We start from the raw sequence: 18,867 nt of genomic DNA, 5'->3' as shown, positions 1-18,867 counted from the left end.
CATTGCGCCATTTTCGCGTTGCATCGTGTCTTGGCGCCGGTGCAGTTATCCCCCCATGCTCGTGGCACTGATGATCCTGGGGGGATCGATGGCCGTGATGCCGGGTTCGATGGTCCACGCCGAGCTGTCGGACCCGGCGCAAATCCTCGCGGCTTCCATCGAGATGCGAGACGATGCGGACGAGCCGCCACGAGACACACCTGTACCGCCGCGGACAGGTCCCGAGCCGCCTCGCCGCGCGTTTTCAACCGTGATCGCGCCCGAGCTTCAGGCCGATCCGCGACCGGACATCGTGCTGCGCCCGATGTCGCGCCCCGCGACGCTGGCGGCCAAGGCCCCCGATGGCGAAGCGGGACTGCGCCCGCGTGCCCGCGATCCGTTCCTGCCGGAGGCGCACTGGGACGGAAAGCCGGGCACCGGGATCTGGACCCGTGGCCTGATGTCGGCGTTGCGCGGCCCGGCCTCGGATCTTGCCGAGGTGGTCCCGGCCGACATCGCGACATGGTGCCCGGCCTATGCCGAGAACCCGCCGCGGCTGCGCCGCGCCTTCTGGGTCGGCGTGATGTCGGCTCTGGCGCGGTTCGAGAGCCGGCACCGCGCCGATGCGGTGGGCGGGGGCGGGCTCTATCACGGGCTTTTGCAGATCCTGCCCGGCACGGCGCGGGGCTATGGTTGCGTCGCACGCGACGGCGCGATGCTGCGCGACCCGGTCCGCAATCTCAGCTGCGCCGCCCGGATCACGGCCCGGACCGTCAAGCGCGACGGCGCGGTGGCGATGAAGGACGGCCGACGGGCGGGCATCGCCGCCGATTGGGGCCCGATGACCAAGCCCGCGATGCGCGCCGAGATGGCGGCCTGGACCCGGGAACAGAGCTATTGCCAAAGCGCCACGCCGCTCACGGTGCCGCGCCCGCAAGCGCGCCCTCAGCAGAGCCTCGAACGATCGGGCATGGCGTCCTGACGCTTCAGGCCCGCCCGCGCAGCACCGAGCGGGTCGAGCGCACGAGGCTCACCGTCGGTGCGTCGCGTCCGCCCAAGGCCAGCGTCGCGCGGCGCAGCATCTCGATGCCATCCTCGGATTTCGAAGGCAACGCGGCGGGCGAGATCTCTTCGCCCACGGTGATGACATAGGGCTGACGGTCCTTGTTCAGCATCTCGTGGAACAGGGTGATGTCGCGCAGCGTCGGGTGGATCAGGTCGAAGAGGTAGAACAGCGCCGAGTTGCGAGCGCGGATGTTCACCGGGATCACCGGCAGGTCGAACTTGCGCGCGAGCATCGCCGCCGAAGGCATCCAGGGCCGCTCGTGCAATCGGAGCCCACGCCGTTTCGCGAGCCGACCCGACGGGAAGATCACGCCCAGCCGGCCTTCCTTCACCGCCTGCTTGGTCAGGTCCATCGTCACCTTGGTCTTGGCGTGGCTGCGCTTCTCCTTGCGCCACTCCACCGGCACGATCAAATCCTCCATCTGCGGCAGCACCCGCAGGATGTCGCCATTGGCGTAGATGAAGAGATCGGGACGGATCGTCTTGAGCGCGTGATAGAGCATGATCCCGTCGGCGATGCCGGTGGGATGGTTGGCGACGATGAGAGCGGGCCCATGACGCGGCACATTGTCGAGCCCCACCACGGTGAGATGCCGCGCCAGCAGGTCACCCATGTCACCCATGATGCGAGAGGTGGGCTCGTCGCGCAGTTCGGTGCCGATCGCGACCGTGCGGTCATAGGACAGGGCGAGGTGCAAAAGACCGCGCAACGGCCTCACGAGAGGTGATTGCCGGAACATCCAGGGCGCGCGCTCGGCAATCAGCGGGTCAATGCGGTCTTTCATGGAGCTTTAATAACCATTCCCACGCGGCAGTTCCGTGACAATTGCTGGATCGCTGTGCATTTGGCAATGGCAGTGGCCCTTGGACGGGCGGAACGGCGGCTGCGCGCCACAATCTGGAATGGATGCGGCAGCACGCCACCGCACCCATTTCGCGTGGATCACGCGGCTTGGCGGGGGTGTCTGCCCTCGCTAATTTCCTCGATGATCTTGGCCACGAAGGCGTCGAGATCACCGGGATTGCGGCTGGTCACGATGCCCTGATCGGTCGCGACCTCCTTGTCCACGACATTGGCCCCGGCGTTCTTCAAATCGGTGCGGATCGAGGGGTAGGAGGTCATCTCGCGCCCGCGTACCACATCGGCCTCGATCAGCAGCCAGGGCCCGTGGCAGATCGCCGCGACGATCTTGCCGGCGGCGGTGAAGTCCTTCACGAGCCGCACCGCTTCGGGCTTGGTGCGCAGCACGTCGGGGTTGATCTGGCCCCCCGGCAGCACGATGGCGTGATAATCATCCACCTTCGCATCCGAGATCTTCAGGTCGACATCGGCCTTCGGGCCCCAATCCGTCTCGTCCCAGCTCTTGATGGCATCGCCGTCGGGGCTCGCGACATGCACTGTGGCGCCGGCCTCGCGCAGCTTGTCGCGCGGCACCTCCAGCTCGACCTTCTCGAAGCCGTCGGTGGCGATGATGAGGATCTTCGCGTCCTTGATATCGGTCATGTCCGTCTCCTTGCGGTTCGGGTCTTCGCTGCCCGAACCGCAAGGAGGGAGGGGGCGTTCCATGCCGCCCCCTCACGGACGCGTCAGCCGGCCAGCATGCGCCCGACCATCTCGGAGGTATCGCGGCTGAGCCCCTCGGTCCCGGCAATCCGCTCCAGCTCGGCTCGGATCAACGCCTGCCGCTCGGGGGCGTAGCGCTTCCAAGTCGAGAAGGCCTGAGTCATCCGCGCCGTGGTCTGAGGGTTAAGCGGGTCGAGCTTCAACAGCCAATCGGCCAGAAGCCGGTAGCCCGCGCCGGAGGGGTGATGAAATCCCGCCGCGTTGCCGGCGAGCGCACCGAACACGGCGCGGAAGCGGTTCGGATTCTTCCAGTCGAAGGCCGGGTGCCGGGTCAGTGCCTCGGCGGTGTCTGCCGCCGCCTCGGGCTTGGCGGCGGCGACCTGCAGACCGAACCATTTGTTCATCACCAGCCGCTCATGGCGCCACTGCTCCTCGAAGGCCGTCAGTTCGGCTTCGCCCTCTCCGATCGTCAGCAGCGTGCCCAGCGCCGCGATCTGCTGGGTCATGTTGTCGGCGGCCTGGAACTGCGCCCGCGCCCGGTCGCCGCCTTCCGTGAGCGACAGCAGCGACAGCGCGGCGTTGGTGAGCGCGCGGCGGCCGGCATCCTCGGCTTCGGGGCTGTAGGGACCGCTGACCTGATGCGCCTCGTAGAGGCGGGTCAGCACGTCGTTCAGCCGTGCCGAGATGGCGCGGCGCAGCGCCTCACGTGCCTCATGGATCGCCATGGGGTCGGGCGCCTGACCGGTTTCGAATATCGCCTGCGCCAGCTCGTCCTCGCCCGGCAGGGCCAGAAGCTGGGCGCGGAAGGCCGGGTCGAGGCTCTCGTCGGCGATGCCGCGCCCCAGGGCGTCGATAAAGCCCGCATGCGGGCCGTCGCCGTCGAGGATCATTGCCATGAGGCCGGTGCGGGCGAGGACGCGCCCCGCTTCCCATTTGTTGAACGGATCGGTGTCATGCGCGAGCAGGAAGGCACGGGTCTCGTCGGACTGTTCCTGCTTGAGGATCACGGGGGCGGAGAAACCGCGCAGGATCGACGGCACGGGCCGGGCCGAGAGACCGTCGAAGGCGAAGCTCTGCTCGGCCTCGGTCAACTCCAGCACCTGCGTCGGCACCACCTCGTCGCCATTGGGGTTCAAGAGCCCCACCGCCACCGGGATCACCACCGGCTGCTTCTCGGTCTGGCCCGGGCTCGGCGGCGTTTCCTGCCGGAGCGTGAGCGTGTAGCGACCGTCGGACCAGTCCTCGGCCACGTGAACGCGGGGCGTGCCCGCCTGGATGTACCAGCGCGCGAATTGCGACAGTTCCCGGCCGGTCGCGTCCTCGAAGGCTTTGAGCCAGTCCTCGATCGTCACGGCCTGGCCGTCATGGCGCTCGAAATAGAGGTCGAGCGCCTTCCTGTAGCCCTCTTCCCCCACCAGCCTGCGAAGCATGCCGACCAGTTCGGCACCCTTCTCATAGACGGTGACGGTGTAGAAATTGTTGATCTCGACGAAGCTTTCGGGCCGAACCGGGTGGGCGAGGGGGCCGTTATCCTCGCGGAACTGGGCCGAGCGCAGCAGCATCGCGTCGCCGATCCGCTTCACCGCGTGGGAGCGCATGTCGCCGGTGAACTGCTGGTCGCGGAATACCGTGAGACCTTCCTTGAGGCAGAGCTGGAACCAGTCGCGGCAGGTGACGCGGTTGCCGGTCCAGTTGTGGAAATATTCATGCGCGATGATCGCTTCGATCCGCTCGAAATCGGCATCGGTGGCGGTGGCGGGCGAGGCGAGCACGGCGGAGGAGTTGAAGATGTTCAGCCCCTTGTTCTCCATCGCGCCCATGTTGAAGTCGTCGACCGCGACGATGTTGAACACGTCGAGATCGTATTCGCGGCCATAGACCTCCTCATCCCATTTCATCGACTTCTTCAGCGCCTCCATCCCGAAGGCGCATTTGTCGATATCGGCCTCGCGGACCCAAAGGTTCAGCGCGACCTCGCGGCCGGACATGGTGGTGAAGCTGTCGGAATGGGCAACGAGATCGCCCGCGACCAGCGCGAAGAGGTAGGCGGGCTTGGGCCAGGGGTCGTGCCATTCGGCGAAACCCTCGCCCGAGGCGCCGGGGTTGCCGTTCGACAGCAGCACCGGCTGGTCGCTCTCGATCCGCACGTGGAACGGCGCCATCACGTCGGGGCGGTCGGGATAGAAGGTGATCTTGCGAAAGCCTTCGGCCTCGCACTGGGTGCAGTACATGCCGTTCGAGCGGTAGAGCCCTTCGAGCGCGGTGTTGTTCTCGGGGTCGATCTCGACCTCGGCCGCGAAGGTGAAGGGGGCATCGGGGGCGTCGAGCCTGAGACCGCCCTCGACCAGCTCCGGCGTGACCGGGGCGCCGTCGACATGCGCCGATATCAGCTTCAGCTGCTCGCCATGCAGGAAGAACTCCCGTCCGGTGGCGTCCGGGTTGGGCCGGAAGCGGATTTCGGACAGCACCCGCGTCGCATGCGGCGCAAGCCGGAAGGTCAGGCGCACCTCCTCCACCAGATAGGCGGGCGGGGTGTAGTCCCTGAGATAGACGGTGCGGGGATCGTGCTGTGTCATGTCAGGGAACCTTTCGCTGAACCTTCGGGCCTGCCGGACGTTAGGGCCGCAACAGGGGGCCTTCAAGCGCGCCCCCGACCGCGACCGCCCCTGCCGGCGCGGCAACCAGTGAGGAGAAGTGACATGTCCGCCCCGCATACAGACGTCGAGAAACAGGAAAAACGCCACAAGGGCCCCCTGACTGGCATGGCCATCGTCGCCGGCTTCGGCGTGCTGCTGATACTCTTCCTCGTCTTCATCGGTTTCGGCCAAGGCAACGAGCCCGAAGCCGAGAGCACCGTCGAAGCCGTGGGCAGCGGAGAGGTCGAGCAGGCCGATGACGCAGAGATCGTCGGCGCGCCCGAGCAGATTAACGATACCGTCGGTACCGCCGAGCAGCAGTGAGCCATAGGCGACCGACCGGGAAGGGCGCGGGTCCTCCGATCCGCGCCCTTCGCGCGTCACGGCGAGATCGAGTTGCCGCACCTGCCGGGATCGATTAGCCATTTGCACGAAGAACACGAGGAGGAGACGGCAGATGGCCGAGAGGATCGACAAGCACGGGCTGATGGTGGCGCCCGAGCTGGTGCAATTCATCAAGGAAGAGGCGCTTCCGGGGACGGGGATCGACGCCGACGACTTCTGGAAAGGCTTTGCCGCGCTGGCGCAGGAATTCGGGCCGCGCATCCGTGACGCGCTGTCGGTGCGCGCGAAGATGCAGGCCGAGATCGACGCTTGGCATCTGAGCCGCAAGGGGCAGCAGATCGACCCGGCCGAATACCGGCAGATGCTGGAGGGCATCGGCTACCTGACGACCGAGGGCGATGATTTCGAGATCGGCACCGAGAACACCGATCCCGAGATCGCCACCACGCCCGGGCCGCAGCTGGTGGTACCGATCACCAATGCCCGCTTCGCGCTCAACGCCGCGAATGCGCGCTGGGGCAGCCTCTATGACGCGCTCTACGGCACCGATGCGCTGGGCAGCCTGCCGCAGGGCAAGGGCTATGACGAGGAGCGCGGCGCCGAGGTGATCGCCTGGGGCCGCAAGCATCTCGACGAGGTCGCCCCGCTCGACGGCGCCTCCTGGGCCGAGATCGACCGGCTGGAGATCAAGGGCGGCACACTGATCGGCTGCAAGGGCGATGCCGAGCACGGTCTCAAGGAGCCCGAGCAGTTCGCGGGCTCGAAGACCGACGGCAAGGCCGAGTTGCAGGTGCTGCTGGAAAAGAACGGCCTGCTGATCGAGATCGTGGTCGACCCGTCGAGCCGGATCGGCGGCTCGGACCGCGCCGGCATCTCCGACATCCGGCTCGAGAGTGCGATCTCGACCATCATGGATTGCGAGGATTCGGTCGCGGCGGTCGATGCCGAGGACAAGGTGCTGGCCTATCGCAACTGGCTCGGCCTGATGCAGGGCACGCTTTCGGCCACCTTCCAGAAGGGCGGCGAGGAAATGACCCGCCGCATGGAAGGCGACCAGCACTTCAACGCGCCCGACGGCTCGGCCCTGACCGTCAAGGGCCGCTCACTGATGCTGGTGCGCAATGTCGGCCACCTGATGACCAACCCGGCGATCATCGGCAAGGATGACGAACGCGAGATCTCCGAGGGGCTGATGGACGCGGTGATCACCGTGCTCATCGCCATGCACGACCTGAAGAAGACCGAAGGCCCGCGCAACTCGGTGCATGGCTCGGTCTACATCGTGAAGCCGAAGATGCACGGCCCCGACGAGGTGAAGCTTTCGGACGAGATGTTCTCCGCCGTCGAGAAGATGCTCGGCCTGCCGCAATACACGGTCAAGCTCGGCATCATGGACGAGGAGCGCCGCACCTCGGCCAACCTCAAGGAATGCATCCGTGCCGCGAAGAACCGGGTGGCCTTCATCAACACCGGCTTCCTCGATCGTACCGGCGACGAGATCCATACCTCGATGGAAGCCGGGCCGATGATTCCCAAGGGCGAGATGAAATCCTCGGCCTGGATCCAGTCCTACGAGGATCGCAACGTCGATATCGGCCTCGCTTGCGGGCTGCGCGGCAAGGCGCAGATCGGCAAGGGAATGTGGGCGATGCCCGACCGGATGGCCGATATGCTCGAGCAGAAGATCGGCCACCCGAAGGCCGGTGCGACCTGCGCTTGGGTGCCCTCTCCCACCGCCGCGACGCTGCACGCGACGCATTACCACCATGTCGACGTGCTGGCGCGGCAGGAGGAGATCGCCCAGGGCGGTGCCCGTGGCACGCTCGAGGACCTGCTGACGATCCCGCTCGCCACCGGCCGCAATTTCGACGATGCCGAAGTCACCCGCGAGATCGAGAACAACGCGCAGGGCATCCTCGGCTACGTGGTGCGCTGGATCGACCAGGGGGTCGGTTGCTCCAAGGTGCCCGACATCAACGATATCGGCCTGATGGAGGATCGCGCGACCTGCCGGATCTCGTCGCAGGCCCTGGCCAACTGGCTGCATCACGGCGTCGTCTCCAAGGAGCAGGTGATGGCCGCCATGAAGAAGATGGCCGAGGTGGTGGACCGCCAGAACGAGGGTGATCCGCTCTACAAGCCGATGGCCCCGCATTTCGACAGCCTCGCCTTCCAGGCGGCCTGCGACCTCGTCTTCGAAGGCCGCAAGCAGCCCTCGGGCTATACCGAGCCGGTGCTGCATCGCCGTCGCCTCGAACTCAAGAATCTGGAGAACGTCTGATGAGCAAGCTCAACATCGGCGCCGCGCGCACCATCATCCGTGAAACCCTCGCCAAGGCGCATGAGATGGGCCTGAAGCCCATGTCGGTGATCGTGCTCGACGCGGGCGGCCACCCGCTCGCCTTCGAGCGCGAGGACGGCGCATCGCCCGGCCGCTATGCCATCGCCGAGGGCAAGGCCTACGGCGCGGTGATGCTGGGCATGCCCGGCTCGGCGCAGATGGCGCGCGCCGAGGCGCAGCACTACTTCATGACCGCTGCCAACGGCGCCTTCGGCGGCAAGGTCGTGCCGGTCCCCGGCGGGGTGATCGTGCGCGGCGCCGATGGCGAGGTGCTGGGCGCGGTCGGGGTCACCGGCGACACCTCCGACAACGACGCCGAGGCGGCTCTGGCGGGGATCGCGGCGGCCGGTCTCACCGGCGCTGCCTGATCCTCGTTCCGGATCAGGACGACCTTCGGGGCCGGTAATGTGCCTCGATTGACGGCGAATGTGCGCGCGGTCCGGGTCTCCCGGGCCGCGCGATGCTTTTCAGAAAGACCGTGGCTGTATATCTGTAAGGAGCAGCAACCGGAGCGATCATGACCCGTCCCGTCATCGGAATCATCGGCAACAACCACGTCATCGACGGCCATTACGTCACCCATGGCGGGGGTGCGATGAACTCCTCTGCGGTGTCGCAGGTGGCAGGCGGCCTGCCACTGGTGATCCCGGCGGACCCCAAGCTCGTCTCGGTCGAGGAACTGCTGGAGGCCTGCGACGGCTTCCTGCTCACTGGCGGGCGGCCCAACGTGCACCCGGACGAATACGGCGAGGCGGAAACGCCGGCGCATGGGGCGTTCGATCGCTCGCGCGACGCCATCACCCTGCCGCTGGTGCGCGCCTGCGTCGAGCGCGGCCAGCCCTTTCTGGGCATCTGCCGCGGGTTTCAGGAGGTGAACGTGGCGATGGGCGGCTCGCTCTATCCCGAAATTCGCGACCTGCCGGGCCGTTCCAATCACCGAATGCCCCCCGACGGCACGCTCGAGGAGAAATTCGCGCTGCGTCACGTGGTGACGCTGAGCGAGGGCGGTCCGTTCCATCGGCTGTTCGGCGCACGCGAGGTGCTGACCAACACCCTGCACGGGCAGGGGGTCAAGCGGCCCGGCCGCCGTATCGTGATCGATGGCCACGCGCCGGACGGCACGCCAGAGGCGCTTTATGTCGAGGGTGCGCCGGGCTTTACCATGTCCGTGCAGTGGCACCCGGAGTGGAATGCCGGCGCCGACCCGGTCTCGCGGCCGCTGTTCGAGGCCTTCGGCGCGGCGGCGCGGGACTGGGCAGCCTGCAAGGGGGCCCCTGCCCAAGCGCGGCGCAGCGCCTGAGACGCTGCCGCTCGGTATCGGCCGGCACTTTGCGTATTTGAAGAAAGATGAATGGGAGGGCGTCCCTTTGGTTCATCTTTCCGTAAATACGAATGGCGCAACATCTCAGTGAAAATCCCGGCTTTTCGGCAGGATGCGCGCATTGCGGGGATGCCCGTTCGTGGGCGCGTCGCTGCCGCGCGCCGAGCCCTGCACCGGGTTCTTCACCGCGTCGGCATGGCTCGACGGCGGGACGAGGCCGCCGGGCGCGAGCCGAGTGAGCGCGTCGGAGCGGTCCTCCAGCCGCTGCGCCACGAAATGCACGATCTCCACGTCGCGCTGCACGTAGCCTTCGACCACCAGAAGCCGTGCCTGCATCACCACGCGGCGGAACTGCGCCATCACCTTGGGCCAGACCACGATGTTGGCCACGCCCGTCTCGTCCTCGAGCGTGATGAAGCACACCCCCTTGGCGCTGCCCGGTTTCTGCCGGATCAGCACCAGCCCGGCGAGCTTCAGCCGCCGGCCCTGATCTGCGCGGTTCAGTTCGGCGGCGCTGGCATAGCCTTGCGTGGTCAGGCTGCGGCGCAGGAAGGCCATGGGATGCGCCTTCAGCGACAGCCGCAGCGTCTGGTAGTCGGCCACCACCTGCTCGCAGACCGGCATGGCCGGCAGTGGCACCGGCACCTCCGCGCCTTCGTCGCGTGCCTCCCGAAACAGCGGCAGGTCGGGCGCATCGCGCAGACCCCGCGTTTCCCATAGCGCCTGTCGGCGGTCGAGAAACATCGAACGCATCGCATCCGCCTGGGCCAGCCTGCGCACCGTCGCCGCGCCGATCCCGGCGCGGCTCTTCAGCGCCTCGGGGGTCTCGAAGGGCGCATCACGCGCCGCCACGATCCGCGCCGCCGTCTCGGCCGCGAGCCCGCCCACCATGCGCAGCCCCAGCCGCACCGCGAAGCCGCCCGTCGAGATCGGCTCGAGCGTGCAGTCCCAGTCCGACATGTTCACGTCCACCGGTCTGACCTCGACCCCATGCTCGCGCATGTCGCGCACGATCTGCGCGGGGGCGTAGAAGCCCATCGGTTGGCTGTTCAGCAGCGCCGCGCCGAAGGCGCCGGGAAAATGGCATTTCAGCCATGACGAGACATAGACCAGATGCGCGAAGCTCGCCGCGTGGCTCTCGGGAAAGCCGTATTCGCCAAACCCCTTGATCTGCTCGAAGCAGCGCGTCGCGAACGCCTCGTCATAGCCGCGTGCCACCATCCGCCCGACCATCTTCTCCTGCAAAAGCGCGATCGTGCCACGAGATCGGAAGGTCGCCATGGCCTTGCGCAACTCGTTCGCCTCGGCGGGCGAAAACCGGGCCGCGTCGATGGCGATCTTCATCGCCTGTTCCTGAAAGATCGGCACGCCCAGCGTTCGGCCAAGGATCGACTTCAACTCCTCGGGGTCGTGCGGCGCGCCGGGGGAGGGGTATTCGACCGCCTCCTCGCCGGCGCGGCGGCGTAGGTAGGGATGCACCATGTCGCCTTGGATCGGGCCGGGGCGGACGATGGCGACCTGAATGACGAGGTCGTAGAAGGAGCGCGGGCGCAACCGCGGCAGCATATTCATCTGCGCCCGGCTCTCGACCTGGAACACGCCAAGGCTGTCGGCGCGGCACAGCATGTCGAAGACGCGCGGGTCCTCGCGCGGGATCGAGGCGAGGTCCTCGCGCCGCCCCCAATGCGCCGCTACCAGGTCAAGGCTCTTGCGGATGCAGGTCAGCATGCCGAGCGCGAGGATATCCACCTTGAGGATGCCCAGCGCGTCGATGTCGTCCTTGTCCCACTCGATGAAGCTGCGATTGGGCATGGCGCCGTTGCCGATCGGCACGGTCTCGGTCAGGGGCCGTTCTGTCAGGATGAAGCCGCCGACATGCTGGGAGAGGTGGCGCGGCATTCCCACCAACTGCCCGGCGATCAGCAGCGCCTTGCGCAGCAGCGGATCGGTAGGATCGAGCCCGGCCTCGCGCACGTTCTCCTCGGCGATGCCGCTGCCCCAGTGGCCCCAGACGGTCTTAGCCAGCGCGCCGGTCACGTCCTCGGACAGCCCCATCACCTTGCCCACCTCGCGGATCGCGGATCGGGGGCGGTAATGGATCACCGTGGCGCAGAGCCCCGCGCGCGCGCGGCCGTACTTGGCATAGATGTGCTGGATCACCTCCTCGCGCCGCTCATGCTCGAAATCGACGTCGATATCGGGCGGCTCCTTTCGCTCGTCGGAAATGAAGCGCTCGAACAGCAACTGGTGCTGCGCCGGGTCGACAGCGGTGATGCCCAGCACGAAGCACACGGCCGAGTTCGCCGCCGATCCGCGTCCTTGGCACAGGATCGGCGGCTGTGCCTTTTCCCGCGCGAAGCGGATGATGTCGTGAATGGTGAGGAAATAGCGTGCGATGTCGAGCCGGCCGATCATCGCCAGTTCCTTGCGCAGCACGGTATGGGTGGCGGGGGGAATGCCCTCGGGCCAGCGTGCCGCCGCCCCTGCCCATGTCAGTTTTTCGAGATAGTCCTGCGGGCTGCGGCCTTCGGGCACCACCTCGCGTGGATACTCGTATGCCAGTTCCTCCAAGTCGAACCGGCAAGCATCGGCGATCTCGCGCGTGGCGCGGATCGCATGCGGCCACTCCGCGAAAAGCCGCATCATCGTTTCCGGCGATTTCAGGTGCCGCTCGGCATTGGGCAGCAGCCGGTCGCCGGCCTCCGCCAGAACCATCCCCTCGCGGATGCAGGTCATCACATCCTGCAGCGGCCGCCGTTCGGGCGCATGATACAGCACGTCATTGGTCGCCATCAGCGACAGCCCGGCGTCGCGGGTCATGCGGTCAAGCGCGTTGATCCGGGCCCGGTCGCGGCCCCGGTAGAGATAGGAGGCCGCAACATGGCCGAGGCCGGGCAAGCGTCGCACAAGCCGGGGCAGGGCGCTCCCGAGCCCTGCAAGGTCGTCCGGCGGCAACAGGATGAGCTTCAGCCCCTCGGCATGCTCGGCCAAATCGCCAAGGGTGATCTCGCAGATCCCCTTCTTCTGCCAGCGTCCCTCCGGATCGCGCATCTTGCCCTTGGACAGCAGCACCGAGAGCCGGCCATAGGCGGCGCGGTCGGTAGGATAGGCGAGGAACGTCTCGCCGGTGGTCAAGACGAGCCGCGCGCCGATCACCGGCCGCAGGTTTACCTTCTTCGCCGCGATATGCATCCGGACCACGCCTGCCAACGTGTTCAGATCGGCGATGCCCAGCGCGTCATAATTCTGGTGCCAGCCCTGTACCGCGAGTTCGACAGCGTCGGAGGCACCGCGCAGGAAGGAAAAGCAGGTGGCGAGGCCCAACTCGACATATGGCGCGGCCGGGTTCGGCAGGAAGTTTTCCTCCGAGGGCACCTCGCGACGCGGCGGCTTCTCGATCTCCGGCATCAGCGTGGTCCCGGTCTTTTGCAAAAGACCGTGCCGGAGTTTTGGAAAACTCCGGTTCTGTCGTATCGGCTCATGCGAAAACCCCGTGCACGAACCAGCGGGGCTCGGCACCGCGCCCATCGCCAAGAAGCCCCTCGCGGTAGAGCCAGAAGCGCCGGCCGGTGTGGTCCTCGATGCGGAAATAGTCGCGCAGGCGCGTACCCGGCCGATCGCGCCACCATTCCGGTGCGATCCGCTCGGGTCCCGCAAAGCGCGCCACGCGCAGCCGCTGGTGGCGCCAGAGGAGCTGCGCGGGCGGGCCTTCCGGAACGGCGTAGAGCACGCGCACCTCCTCGGGAGGCTCGAACAGCCGCAGCGGGCGATGCGCGCGCGGTGGAAAGGCGCGCCGTGGCAAATGCAGCGCCGGGCACCACAGCATCTGCCGCTCGGGGAGGTGGCTCGGCATCGGCAGGGGCCGGGTCAGGGTGCCGATGCCGAAGCGTGCCGAGAGGCGGTCGATCAGCCGTGCGAGATCCTCGGCATCATCGGCCGTCCCGTCGAGCCGGCGCTGGCGCTCGGGAAGCGCTTCGGCCACCAGCGCGGCCAGCGTGATCAGGTCGAAGCCGAAGCCGGGATCGAGGCCGTCGAGCCGCCCTTCGAACAGTCGCACCATGTGAGCGGGATCGCGCGAGGGCTGCGAGGTCGCGGCCTGCGCCTGTGCCACCTCGCCATCGGTGCGGTAAAGCGCCAGTCCGAGCCGCCGGGCGCCGAAGCCCGCCGCGACGAGCCCGGCGCAGAGCTCTTCGGCCAGCGCGGGCAGATGCGGCACCGGATCGATCACCGGCTCCGCGAGCCGGGCCTGCACGGCGAAGCGCGGCGGGTCGTCTGGGCTGTCGACCGGTTCGGGCGTGCGGCCGGAGAGCTGATCGAGGCGCAGGAGCGGGTCCGCCCCGGGCGCGCCTGCGCGAAACCGGCGCGCGAGCGAGAGGCGCGGCACGGCGCGCAGCGCGCCGATGGTCGAGAGGCCAAGCCGGTCGAGCAGTTGCACGGTGGCGGCGTCGAGCCGCAGCGCCGCCACGGGCAGCGGATCGGTGCGCGCGAACAGCGCGTCAGGATCGCAGATCGCCGGGGCGAAGCGGGCCAGCGCCCAAGCCGTGCCGCGCGTGGGGGCAATGGCGGTTCGGGCGGTGAGACCGAGGCCCGCCAGGCGGTTCTCGATCTCGGCCCGCATCGCCGCCTCGCCGCCCCAGAGATGTTCCGAGCCGGTGATGTCCATGATCAGCGCGTCGGTTCCGTCCATCGCGGTCCAGGGGCACCAGCGCCGGGCCCAGAGCATGAGCCGTTCCAGCGCCGCCGTGTCGGCGCGGGGCTCGGCAAAGGCGGTGCGCAGCTCGGGGCAGAGCGCGCGCATGTCGACGACGCGCGCGCCCGGGCCGATCCCCAGCGCCTCGGCGGCCGGGTTCACCGCGTGGATCACCGGTCCGTGCGGCCCCTCGATTGCCAGCGCCAGCGGCACGTCATCGGTCAGGGCCCGGCCGCGCCGCGCCGCATGGGCCTGCCAGCGCTCGATGGCAAAGCGCGGCAGGTGCAGCGACAGGATACGCCGCGCCATGATGCCTCGGGCAGCCTCGGCCTCCCCGGGCGTCGTCGACCCGCCCGTCATGCAGCCGGTCCCCCGGGGTCGCGCACCAGCCGCATCCGGCCCGGCGCGCCAGCGCGGGCGGGGCATCCCCACCGGTGTGAAAACCTCCTGCTCCTGCTCCTGCTTCTGTTTTGACGCTGCCGGCTCGGCCGGTGCCACGCCTTCGGCCCCCGATGTGGCCTCGGTCGCCGCGCGCAGTGCCTCGGCCGCCCGCGCAAGGCGGCTGAGGTCGGCGGCGCGGGGCCGGGCTTCGGTCGTTCGAGGCGCGGAAAAGGCGAGGACGGGCAGCTTGTCCCCGCCACTCATCGTCGGCGTCCGCTCTGTTCGATGCGCGAATGCGCTCGGACTGCCTCGGGCGGCGCGGGCCATGGCAATGCGCGGCGCGGCGTCCCCCAGAACACCGCCCCCGTCATCGCTTCGCCCTCGATGCCGTCGCGAAAGCGCGCGTCACGGCCGGTCTCTCGCACTCGGAATGCCTGTGGGCCGGATGCCGGCCCAGCCCGGCAGGGCTCAGGCCATGGCGCGCTGCGCTTCCGCCGCATCCATGTCGATCGCATGGTCGAACGCCAGATCTCCGCTTTGCGGGTCATGACCGGCCACCCAGCGTCCCGGCGCGCGGAACCGCGTGCGAAACAGCTCGGCGCTCCACAACGCCGCACCAGGCGCGCGCGCGTCGTCCGGCTCGGGCCGGGCGGGCAAGGCGGCGACGCGCCATCGCTCTCGCGCCGCGCTCAGTTCCGGCGCGGTGCCGCGTCGGATCAGCCATGCCGGGATGCCATGCGCCTCCGAACGCAGCGCCAGCCGCTTGGTCGCGGTGAAGTCGACCGCCGGGGCGGTGCCCCAGATCTCGCCGATTACCGCGCCCAGCGCCGGGCAGCCGAGTCCCTGCTCCATCGCCCAGAGCACGTCCTGCGCCCGCGATACCTGCAGGTGCAGGATCTCGTAGCCCCCGAGACCCGGTGGAAACGGCCGCCCGCTCTCGCGCAACGACAGCCGATCCTGTATCCACAGCACCGGCCCGCCCCTGGGATCGAGATGCGCCAGCGCGAAGGCCGGGGCAGCGGCATCCACTGCTGTTTCGGGAAAGATTTCCGACAAAGTGGGCTGGCGCAACGCCGCGGGCCTGCGCGGCAGCGCGTCCGAAGAGGCGGGGCATGAAGCGGGGGGCGACCACGTCACGGGTTCTCTCTGCAAATCAATGTTCTGTATTTGTTCTAGTCCGCCCGCAGCGTTGCGTCAAATGTTGTCTGCGTCATTGCGCCGCGTGAAGCGCTGCGGCACCTTCCGTCGAAGGGGGAGTGACATGACCGGGAAGACGACGATAACGCTGGCCTTTCTCGGCTGGGCCGGGACGGGGCTGGCGCAGGATCTGCCCGCGCCGCTCGATGACGCGGCCTGGCCCGACGTCGACCCGCGCGAGGCGGCGCTGGGGCAATTGCTGTTCTACGACCCTCTTCTCTCGGGCAATCGCGAGGTCGCCTGCGCCACCTGTCACCACCCCGAATTCGGCACCTCCGACGGGCTGTCGCTGTCTTTGGGCGATGGCGGGCAGGGGCTCGGACCGCTCCGCACCGTCGATCCCGAGAACCCGCCCGAACAGCGGGTGCCGCGCAACAGCCAGGCGCTGTGGAATGTCGGCGCGCTGGAATACGTGTCCATGTTCCATGACGGGCGGGTCGAGATGGATCCGGGCGCACCCAGCGGCATGCGCACGCCGCTCGATGCCGACATGGTCGCGGGCTTCGCCTCGATGCTCTCGGCTCAGACCATGTTTCCGGTGCTCAGCCCCGACGAGATGGCGGGTCACTACAGCGAGAACGAGGTGGCGCAAGCGGTGCGGCTTGGAATGCTGACCGGGCCGGGCGGCGCATGGGATCTCATCGCGCGGCGCGTGGCGGCAATTCCGGATTACGCGGTGCGCTTCGAGGATACCTATGGGCTTGCCCCGGAGGAGATCGGCTTTACCGACATCTCGGACGCCATCGCGGCCTTCATCACCTTCGAGTTCCGCTCCGATACCAGTCCCTTCGATGCGCGGCTGCGCGAGGGGGCGCCGCTCGATCCGCAGGCCGAGGCGGGGTTGGCATTGTTCTATGGCGCGGCGGGCTGCGCCGATTGCCATTCGGGCCCGTTCCAGACCGATCACGGCTTTCACGCCATGGGCGCGCCGCAACTCGGCCCGGGCAAGGCCGCGCGGTTCGAAAGCCACGCGCGCGACGAGGGGCGGTTCCGGGTCACCGGCCGGGCCGAGGATCTCCATGCGTTCCGCACGCCTTCCCTGCGCAACGTGGCGCTCACCGCGCCCTATGGCCATGCCGGCAGCCATGCGAGCCTGCGCGGTTTCGTGGCCGATCATCTCGACCCGGCGGCGGCGCTGCCCGGCTATGACCGGGGGCAGGCGGTGCTGCCCCGGATGGAGGTGTCGGATTGGCGCATCCTCGACGACCCCGCCGAAAGCGAGGCCATCGCCTCGGCAGTGACGCAGCTGCCGGTCAAGCTCGCAGCTGACGAGATCGACGCGCTGGTCGCGTTTCTGGAGAGCTTGACCGACCCGGTGGCACGGGTCGGACGGCTCGGCATTCCCGAAACGGTGCCCAGCGGCTTGCCGGTGCCGATGCCCTGAGGGACGGTTTCAGGTCACGGCGGCGCGGGCGTGGAATTCGGGACGGTCCCAGGACCCCTCGCGCAGGATCCTCACCAGCACATCGACGGCGCGGTCGATATCGGCCTCGTCGAGATAGAGCGGCGTGATCCCGAAACGCAGGATGTCGGGCGCGCGGAAATCGCCGATCACCCCTTGGGCGATCAACGCCTGCATCACCGCATAGCCCTGCGGATGGCGGAACGAGACCTGACTGCCGCGCTGCGCATGCGCGCGAGGGGTCGCCAGTTCGAGCCCGGGGCAGGCGGCCTCGACACCCGCGATGAAGCGGTCCGAAAGCGCCAGCGAAGCGGCGCGCAGATCGTCGATCTCGACCCGGTCCCAGATGTCGAGCGCGGCATCGAGCGCCGCCATGGCAAGCACGGGGGGCGTGCCCACCCGCATCCGCGCGATGGCAGGACCGGGACGGTAGCCCGGTTCGAAGGCGAAGGGCTCGGCATGGCCGAGCCAGCCCGACAGCGCCGGCTGCACCTCGTCGATCAGCCGGGGCGCCACGTGGATGAAGGCGGGCGCGCCGGGGCCGCCATTGAGGAACTTGTAGGTGCAGCCCACCGCGAAATCGGTATCGGCCGCGGCCACGTCGACATCCACCGCCCCCGCCGAATGCGCGAGATCCCAGATCGCCAGCGCGCCGACCTCATGGGCCTTGGCGATGAGCGCGGGCATGTCGTGGCGGCGGCCGGTGCGGTAGTCGACCTCGGTGATCATCATCACCGCGACGTCGTCGTCGATCGCCGCCTCGACCTCCTCGGGCGCCACGACGCGCAGTTCGTGGCCGCGTCCGAGCTGCTCGATCAGCCCCTGCGCCATGTAGAGATCCGAGGGGAAATTGCCGCTGTCGCTGAGGATCACGCGACGCTCGGGTCGCAGCGCCAGCGCCGCGGCCAGCGCCTGGTGCACCTTGATCGACAGCGTGTCGCCCAGCACGGTGGTGCCTTCGGGCGCGCCGATCAGCCGGCCGATCCGGTCGCCGAGTTTCGCGGGCTGATCCATCCAGCCGGCCCTGTTCCAGCCGGTGATCAGCATCTCGCCCCATTCGCCGGACATCGCGCGGGCCATGCGCTCCGGGGCCGCCTTGGGCAGCGGGCCGAGCGAGTTGCCATCGAGATAGGTCACGCCCTCGGGCAGGGCGAACAGCGCCTTGGTGGCTTGGAAATCGGTCATCTCGGCGCTCCTCCTCGCATTGGCCCGCGAAGTTGTGGCAGCACGGCTGCCCTTGCGCAACAGCGCGTGACAGCGCCCCGACGGCAGGGCAGAAAAGGTGGATGTACTGGATCGACTTCCCGCCCGCCTGGACCTTCTACGGATTGCTCGCCGCATGGGGCCTTTCTCGTGTCGAGCCCGCCTGGCTCGGCTTCGGGCCGTATCACGTGGCGCTGGGCGTGATCGTCTTCCTCGTCGGGCTCGGCCTGATGCTCTGGGCCAGCGCCACGATGCTGCGTCATCGCACGCAGGTCATGCCCCGGCAGGAGGCGGCGGCGCTGGTGACCGACGGGCCGTTCCGGTTCTCGCGCAACCCGATCTATCTCGGCGACCTGTTGCTGCTCGCGGGCGGCGCGCTGGTATTCGACGCGCCCTTGGCTCTGCTTCTGGTGCCCGTGCTGGCCGCGATCCTGCAGCGACGCTTCATCCGGCCCGAAGAGGCGATGCTGCGTCGCGGTTTCGGCGCCGCATTCGAGGAGTGGGCCGCCCGCACGCGCCGCTGGCTGTAGCACGGCCATGACGCGGCGGCAGCAAAGTCAGCTGCCGCTCTTGTGCAACATTCTTTCCCCGGCTACTCCTCTCGCAACCGCAGAATGACCGGAGGGGACGTGGCGTGAGGATCGGGGCACCGAGGGAGTTGCATGACGGCGAGGCGCGGGTATCGATGACGCCTGCGTCGGCGCGGGACTTGGCGAAGCTGGGGCATGCGTGCCTGATCGAGG

Annotated in this window: 14 protein-coding genes; 7 read left to right on the top strand and 7 right to left on the bottom strand. The window is 68.3% G+C overall.

The annotated features are described in order from the left end of the window. Positions 1 to 55 precede the first annotated feature (55 nt). Positions 56 to 961, top strand: coding sequence for a transglycosylase SLT domain-containing protein (locus O4G76_RS08615; RefSeq protein ID WP_269396955.1), 906 nt, complete (start codon positions 56 to 58; stop codon positions 959 to 961). Positions 962 to 965: 4 nt separating this feature from the next. Here O4G76_RS08615 and O4G76_RS08610 read toward each other — a convergent pair whose 3' ends face one another. The 3 genes from O4G76_RS08610 to pepN all read right to left on the bottom strand — a co-directional run bounded on the left by O4G76_RS08610 (position 966) and on the right by pepN (position 5,184). After that, complete coding sequence (locus O4G76_RS08610) at positions 966 to 1,829, bottom strand: lysophospholipid acyltransferase family protein (RefSeq protein ID WP_269396954.1); 864 nt, start codon at positions 1,827 to 1,829, stop codon at positions 966 to 968. A 158-nt stretch (positions 1,830 to 1,987) separates the two neighbouring features. After that, positions 1,988 to 2,548: a type 1 glutamine amidotransferase domain-containing protein gene (locus tag O4G76_RS08605; protein ID WP_269396953.1), complete on the bottom strand. Its 561-nt coding sequence runs from the start codon at positions 2,546 to 2,548 to the stop codon at positions 1,988 to 1,990. 83 nt (positions 2,549 to 2,631) lie between these two features. Then, positions 2,632 to 5,184, bottom strand: coding sequence for an aminopeptidase N (pepN, locus tag O4G76_RS08600; protein WP_269396952.1), 2,553 nt, complete (start codon positions 5,182 to 5,184; stop codon positions 2,632 to 2,634). 123 nt (positions 5,185 to 5,307) lie between these two features. Here pepN and O4G76_RS08595 point away from each other — a divergent pair, with 123 nt between their 5' ends. The 4 genes from O4G76_RS08595 to O4G76_RS08580 all read left to right on the top strand — a co-directional run bounded on the left by O4G76_RS08595 (position 5,308) and on the right by O4G76_RS08580 (position 9,230). After that, positions 5,308 to 5,568, top strand: coding sequence for a hypothetical protein (locus tag O4G76_RS08595; protein WP_269396951.1), 261 nt, complete (start codon positions 5,308 to 5,310; stop codon positions 5,566 to 5,568). A 133-nt stretch (positions 5,569 to 5,701) separates the two neighbouring features. Next, positions 5,702 to 7,870: a malate synthase G gene (locus O4G76_RS08590; RefSeq protein WP_269396950.1), complete on the top strand. Its 2,169-nt coding sequence runs from the start codon at positions 5,702 to 5,704 to the stop codon at positions 7,868 to 7,870. Further along, positions 7,870 to 8,298: a heme-binding protein gene (locus O4G76_RS08585; protein ID WP_269396949.1), complete on the top strand. Its 429-nt coding sequence runs from the start codon at positions 7,870 to 7,872 to the stop codon at positions 8,296 to 8,298. The genes O4G76_RS08590 and O4G76_RS08585 overlap by 1 nt, the downstream gene beginning before the upstream one ends. Before the next feature lie 149 nt (positions 8,299 to 8,447). Continuing rightward, positions 8,448 to 9,230 carry a gamma-glutamyl-gamma-aminobutyrate hydrolase family protein gene (locus tag O4G76_RS08580; RefSeq protein WP_269396948.1) on the top strand — a complete coding sequence of 261 codons (783 nt, stop codon included), beginning with the start codon at positions 8,448 to 8,450 and terminating at the stop codon, positions 9,228 to 9,230. Between the two features lie 105 nt (positions 9,231 to 9,335). Here O4G76_RS08580 and O4G76_RS08575 read toward each other — a convergent pair whose 3' ends face one another. The 3 genes from O4G76_RS08575 to O4G76_RS08565 all read right to left on the bottom strand — a co-directional run bounded on the left by O4G76_RS08575 (position 9,336) and on the right by O4G76_RS08565 (position 15,393). Next, positions 9,336 to 12,659: an error-prone DNA polymerase gene (locus O4G76_RS08575; protein WP_269396947.1), complete on the bottom strand. Its 3,324-nt coding sequence runs from the start codon at positions 12,657 to 12,659 to the stop codon at positions 9,336 to 9,338. 70 nt (positions 12,660 to 12,729) lie between these two features. After that, positions 12,730 to 14,586, bottom strand: coding sequence for a DNA polymerase Y family protein (locus O4G76_RS08570; protein WP_306467246.1), 1,857 nt, complete (start codon positions 14,584 to 14,586; stop codon positions 12,730 to 12,732). Positions 14,587 to 14,790: 204 nt separating this feature from the next. After that, positions 14,791 to 15,393 (bottom strand): hypothetical protein, encoded by a 603-nt coding sequence (locus tag O4G76_RS08565; RefSeq protein ID WP_269396946.1) that lies wholly within the window; start codon positions 15,391 to 15,393, stop codon positions 14,791 to 14,793. A 190-nt stretch (positions 15,394 to 15,583) separates the two neighbouring features. Here O4G76_RS08565 and O4G76_RS08560 point away from each other — a divergent pair, with 190 nt between their 5' ends. Further along, positions 15,584 to 16,903, top strand: coding sequence for a cytochrome-c peroxidase (locus O4G76_RS08560; RefSeq protein WP_269396945.1), 1,320 nt, complete (start codon positions 15,584 to 15,586; stop codon positions 16,901 to 16,903). 9 nt (positions 16,904 to 16,912) lie between these two features. Here the strand turns inward: O4G76_RS08560 and kynU are convergent, their stop codons facing one another. Next, positions 16,913 to 18,106, bottom strand: coding sequence for a kynureninase (kynU, locus tag O4G76_RS08555; RefSeq protein WP_269396944.1), 1,194 nt, complete (start codon positions 18,104 to 18,106; stop codon positions 16,913 to 16,915). A 101-nt stretch (positions 18,107 to 18,207) separates the two neighbouring features. Here kynU and O4G76_RS08550 point away from each other — a divergent pair, with 101 nt between their 5' ends. Continuing rightward, entirely contained in the window at positions 18,208 to 18,654 is a 447-nt protein-coding gene (locus tag O4G76_RS08550; RefSeq protein WP_269396943.1) for an isoprenylcysteine carboxylmethyltransferase family protein, read from the top strand. Positions 18,655 to 18,867 lie beyond the last annotated feature (213 nt).

It is taken from the genome of Limimaricola sp. G21655-S1 (assembly GCF_027213785.1).
In the GTDB taxonomy this organism is placed as follows: domain Bacteria; phylum Pseudomonadota; class Alphaproteobacteria; order Rhodobacterales; family Rhodobacteraceae; genus Limimaricola.
The sequence above is the reverse complement of the archived record's forward strand: the minus strand, read 5'-3'. Positions and strand labels throughout refer to the sequence as shown.

Coding starts and splice junctions, on each gene's coding strand:
- O4G76_RS08595 (WP_269396951.1), top strand. CDS start 5,308: ATGTCCGCCCCGCATACAGACGTCGAGAAACAGGAAAAACGCCACAAG.
- O4G76_RS08610 (WP_269396954.1), bottom strand. CDS start 1,829: ATGAAAGACCGCATTGACCCGCTGATTGCCGAGCGCGCGCCCTGGATG.
- O4G76_RS08615 (WP_269396955.1), top strand. CDS start 56: ATGCTCGTGGCACTGATGATCCTGGGGGGATCGATGGCCGTGATGCCG.
- O4G76_RS08605 (WP_269396953.1), bottom strand. CDS start 2,548: ATGACCGATATCAAGGACGCGAAGATCCTCATCATCGCCACCGACGGC.
- O4G76_RS08575 (WP_269396947.1), bottom strand. CDS start 12,659: ATGCCGGAGATCGAGAAGCCGCCGCGTCGCGAGGTGCCCTCGGAGGAA.
- kynU (WP_269396944.1), bottom strand. CDS start 18,106: ATGACCGATTTCCAAGCCACCAAGGCGCTGTTCGCCCTGCCCGAGGGC.
- pepN (WP_269396952.1), bottom strand. CDS start 5,184: ATGACACAGCACGATCCCCGCACCGTCTATCTCAGGGACTACACCCCG.
- O4G76_RS08570 (WP_306467246.1), bottom strand. CDS start 14,586: ATGAGTGGCGGGGACAAGCTGCCCGTCCTCGCCTTTTCCGCGCCTCGA.
- O4G76_RS08580 (WP_269396948.1), top strand. CDS start 8,448: ATGACCCGTCCCGTCATCGGAATCATCGGCAACAACCACGTCATCGAC.
- O4G76_RS08560 (WP_269396945.1), top strand. CDS start 15,584: ATGACCGGGAAGACGACGATAACGCTGGCCTTTCTCGGCTGGGCCGGG.
- O4G76_RS08550 (WP_269396943.1), top strand. CDS start 18,208: ATGTACTGGATCGACTTCCCGCCCGCCTGGACCTTCTACGGATTGCTC.
- O4G76_RS08590 (WP_269396950.1), top strand. CDS start 5,702: ATGGCCGAGAGGATCGACAAGCACGGGCTGATGGTGGCGCCCGAGCTG.
- O4G76_RS08585 (WP_269396949.1), top strand. CDS start 7,870: ATGAGCAAGCTCAACATCGGCGCCGCGCGCACCATCATCCGTGAAACC.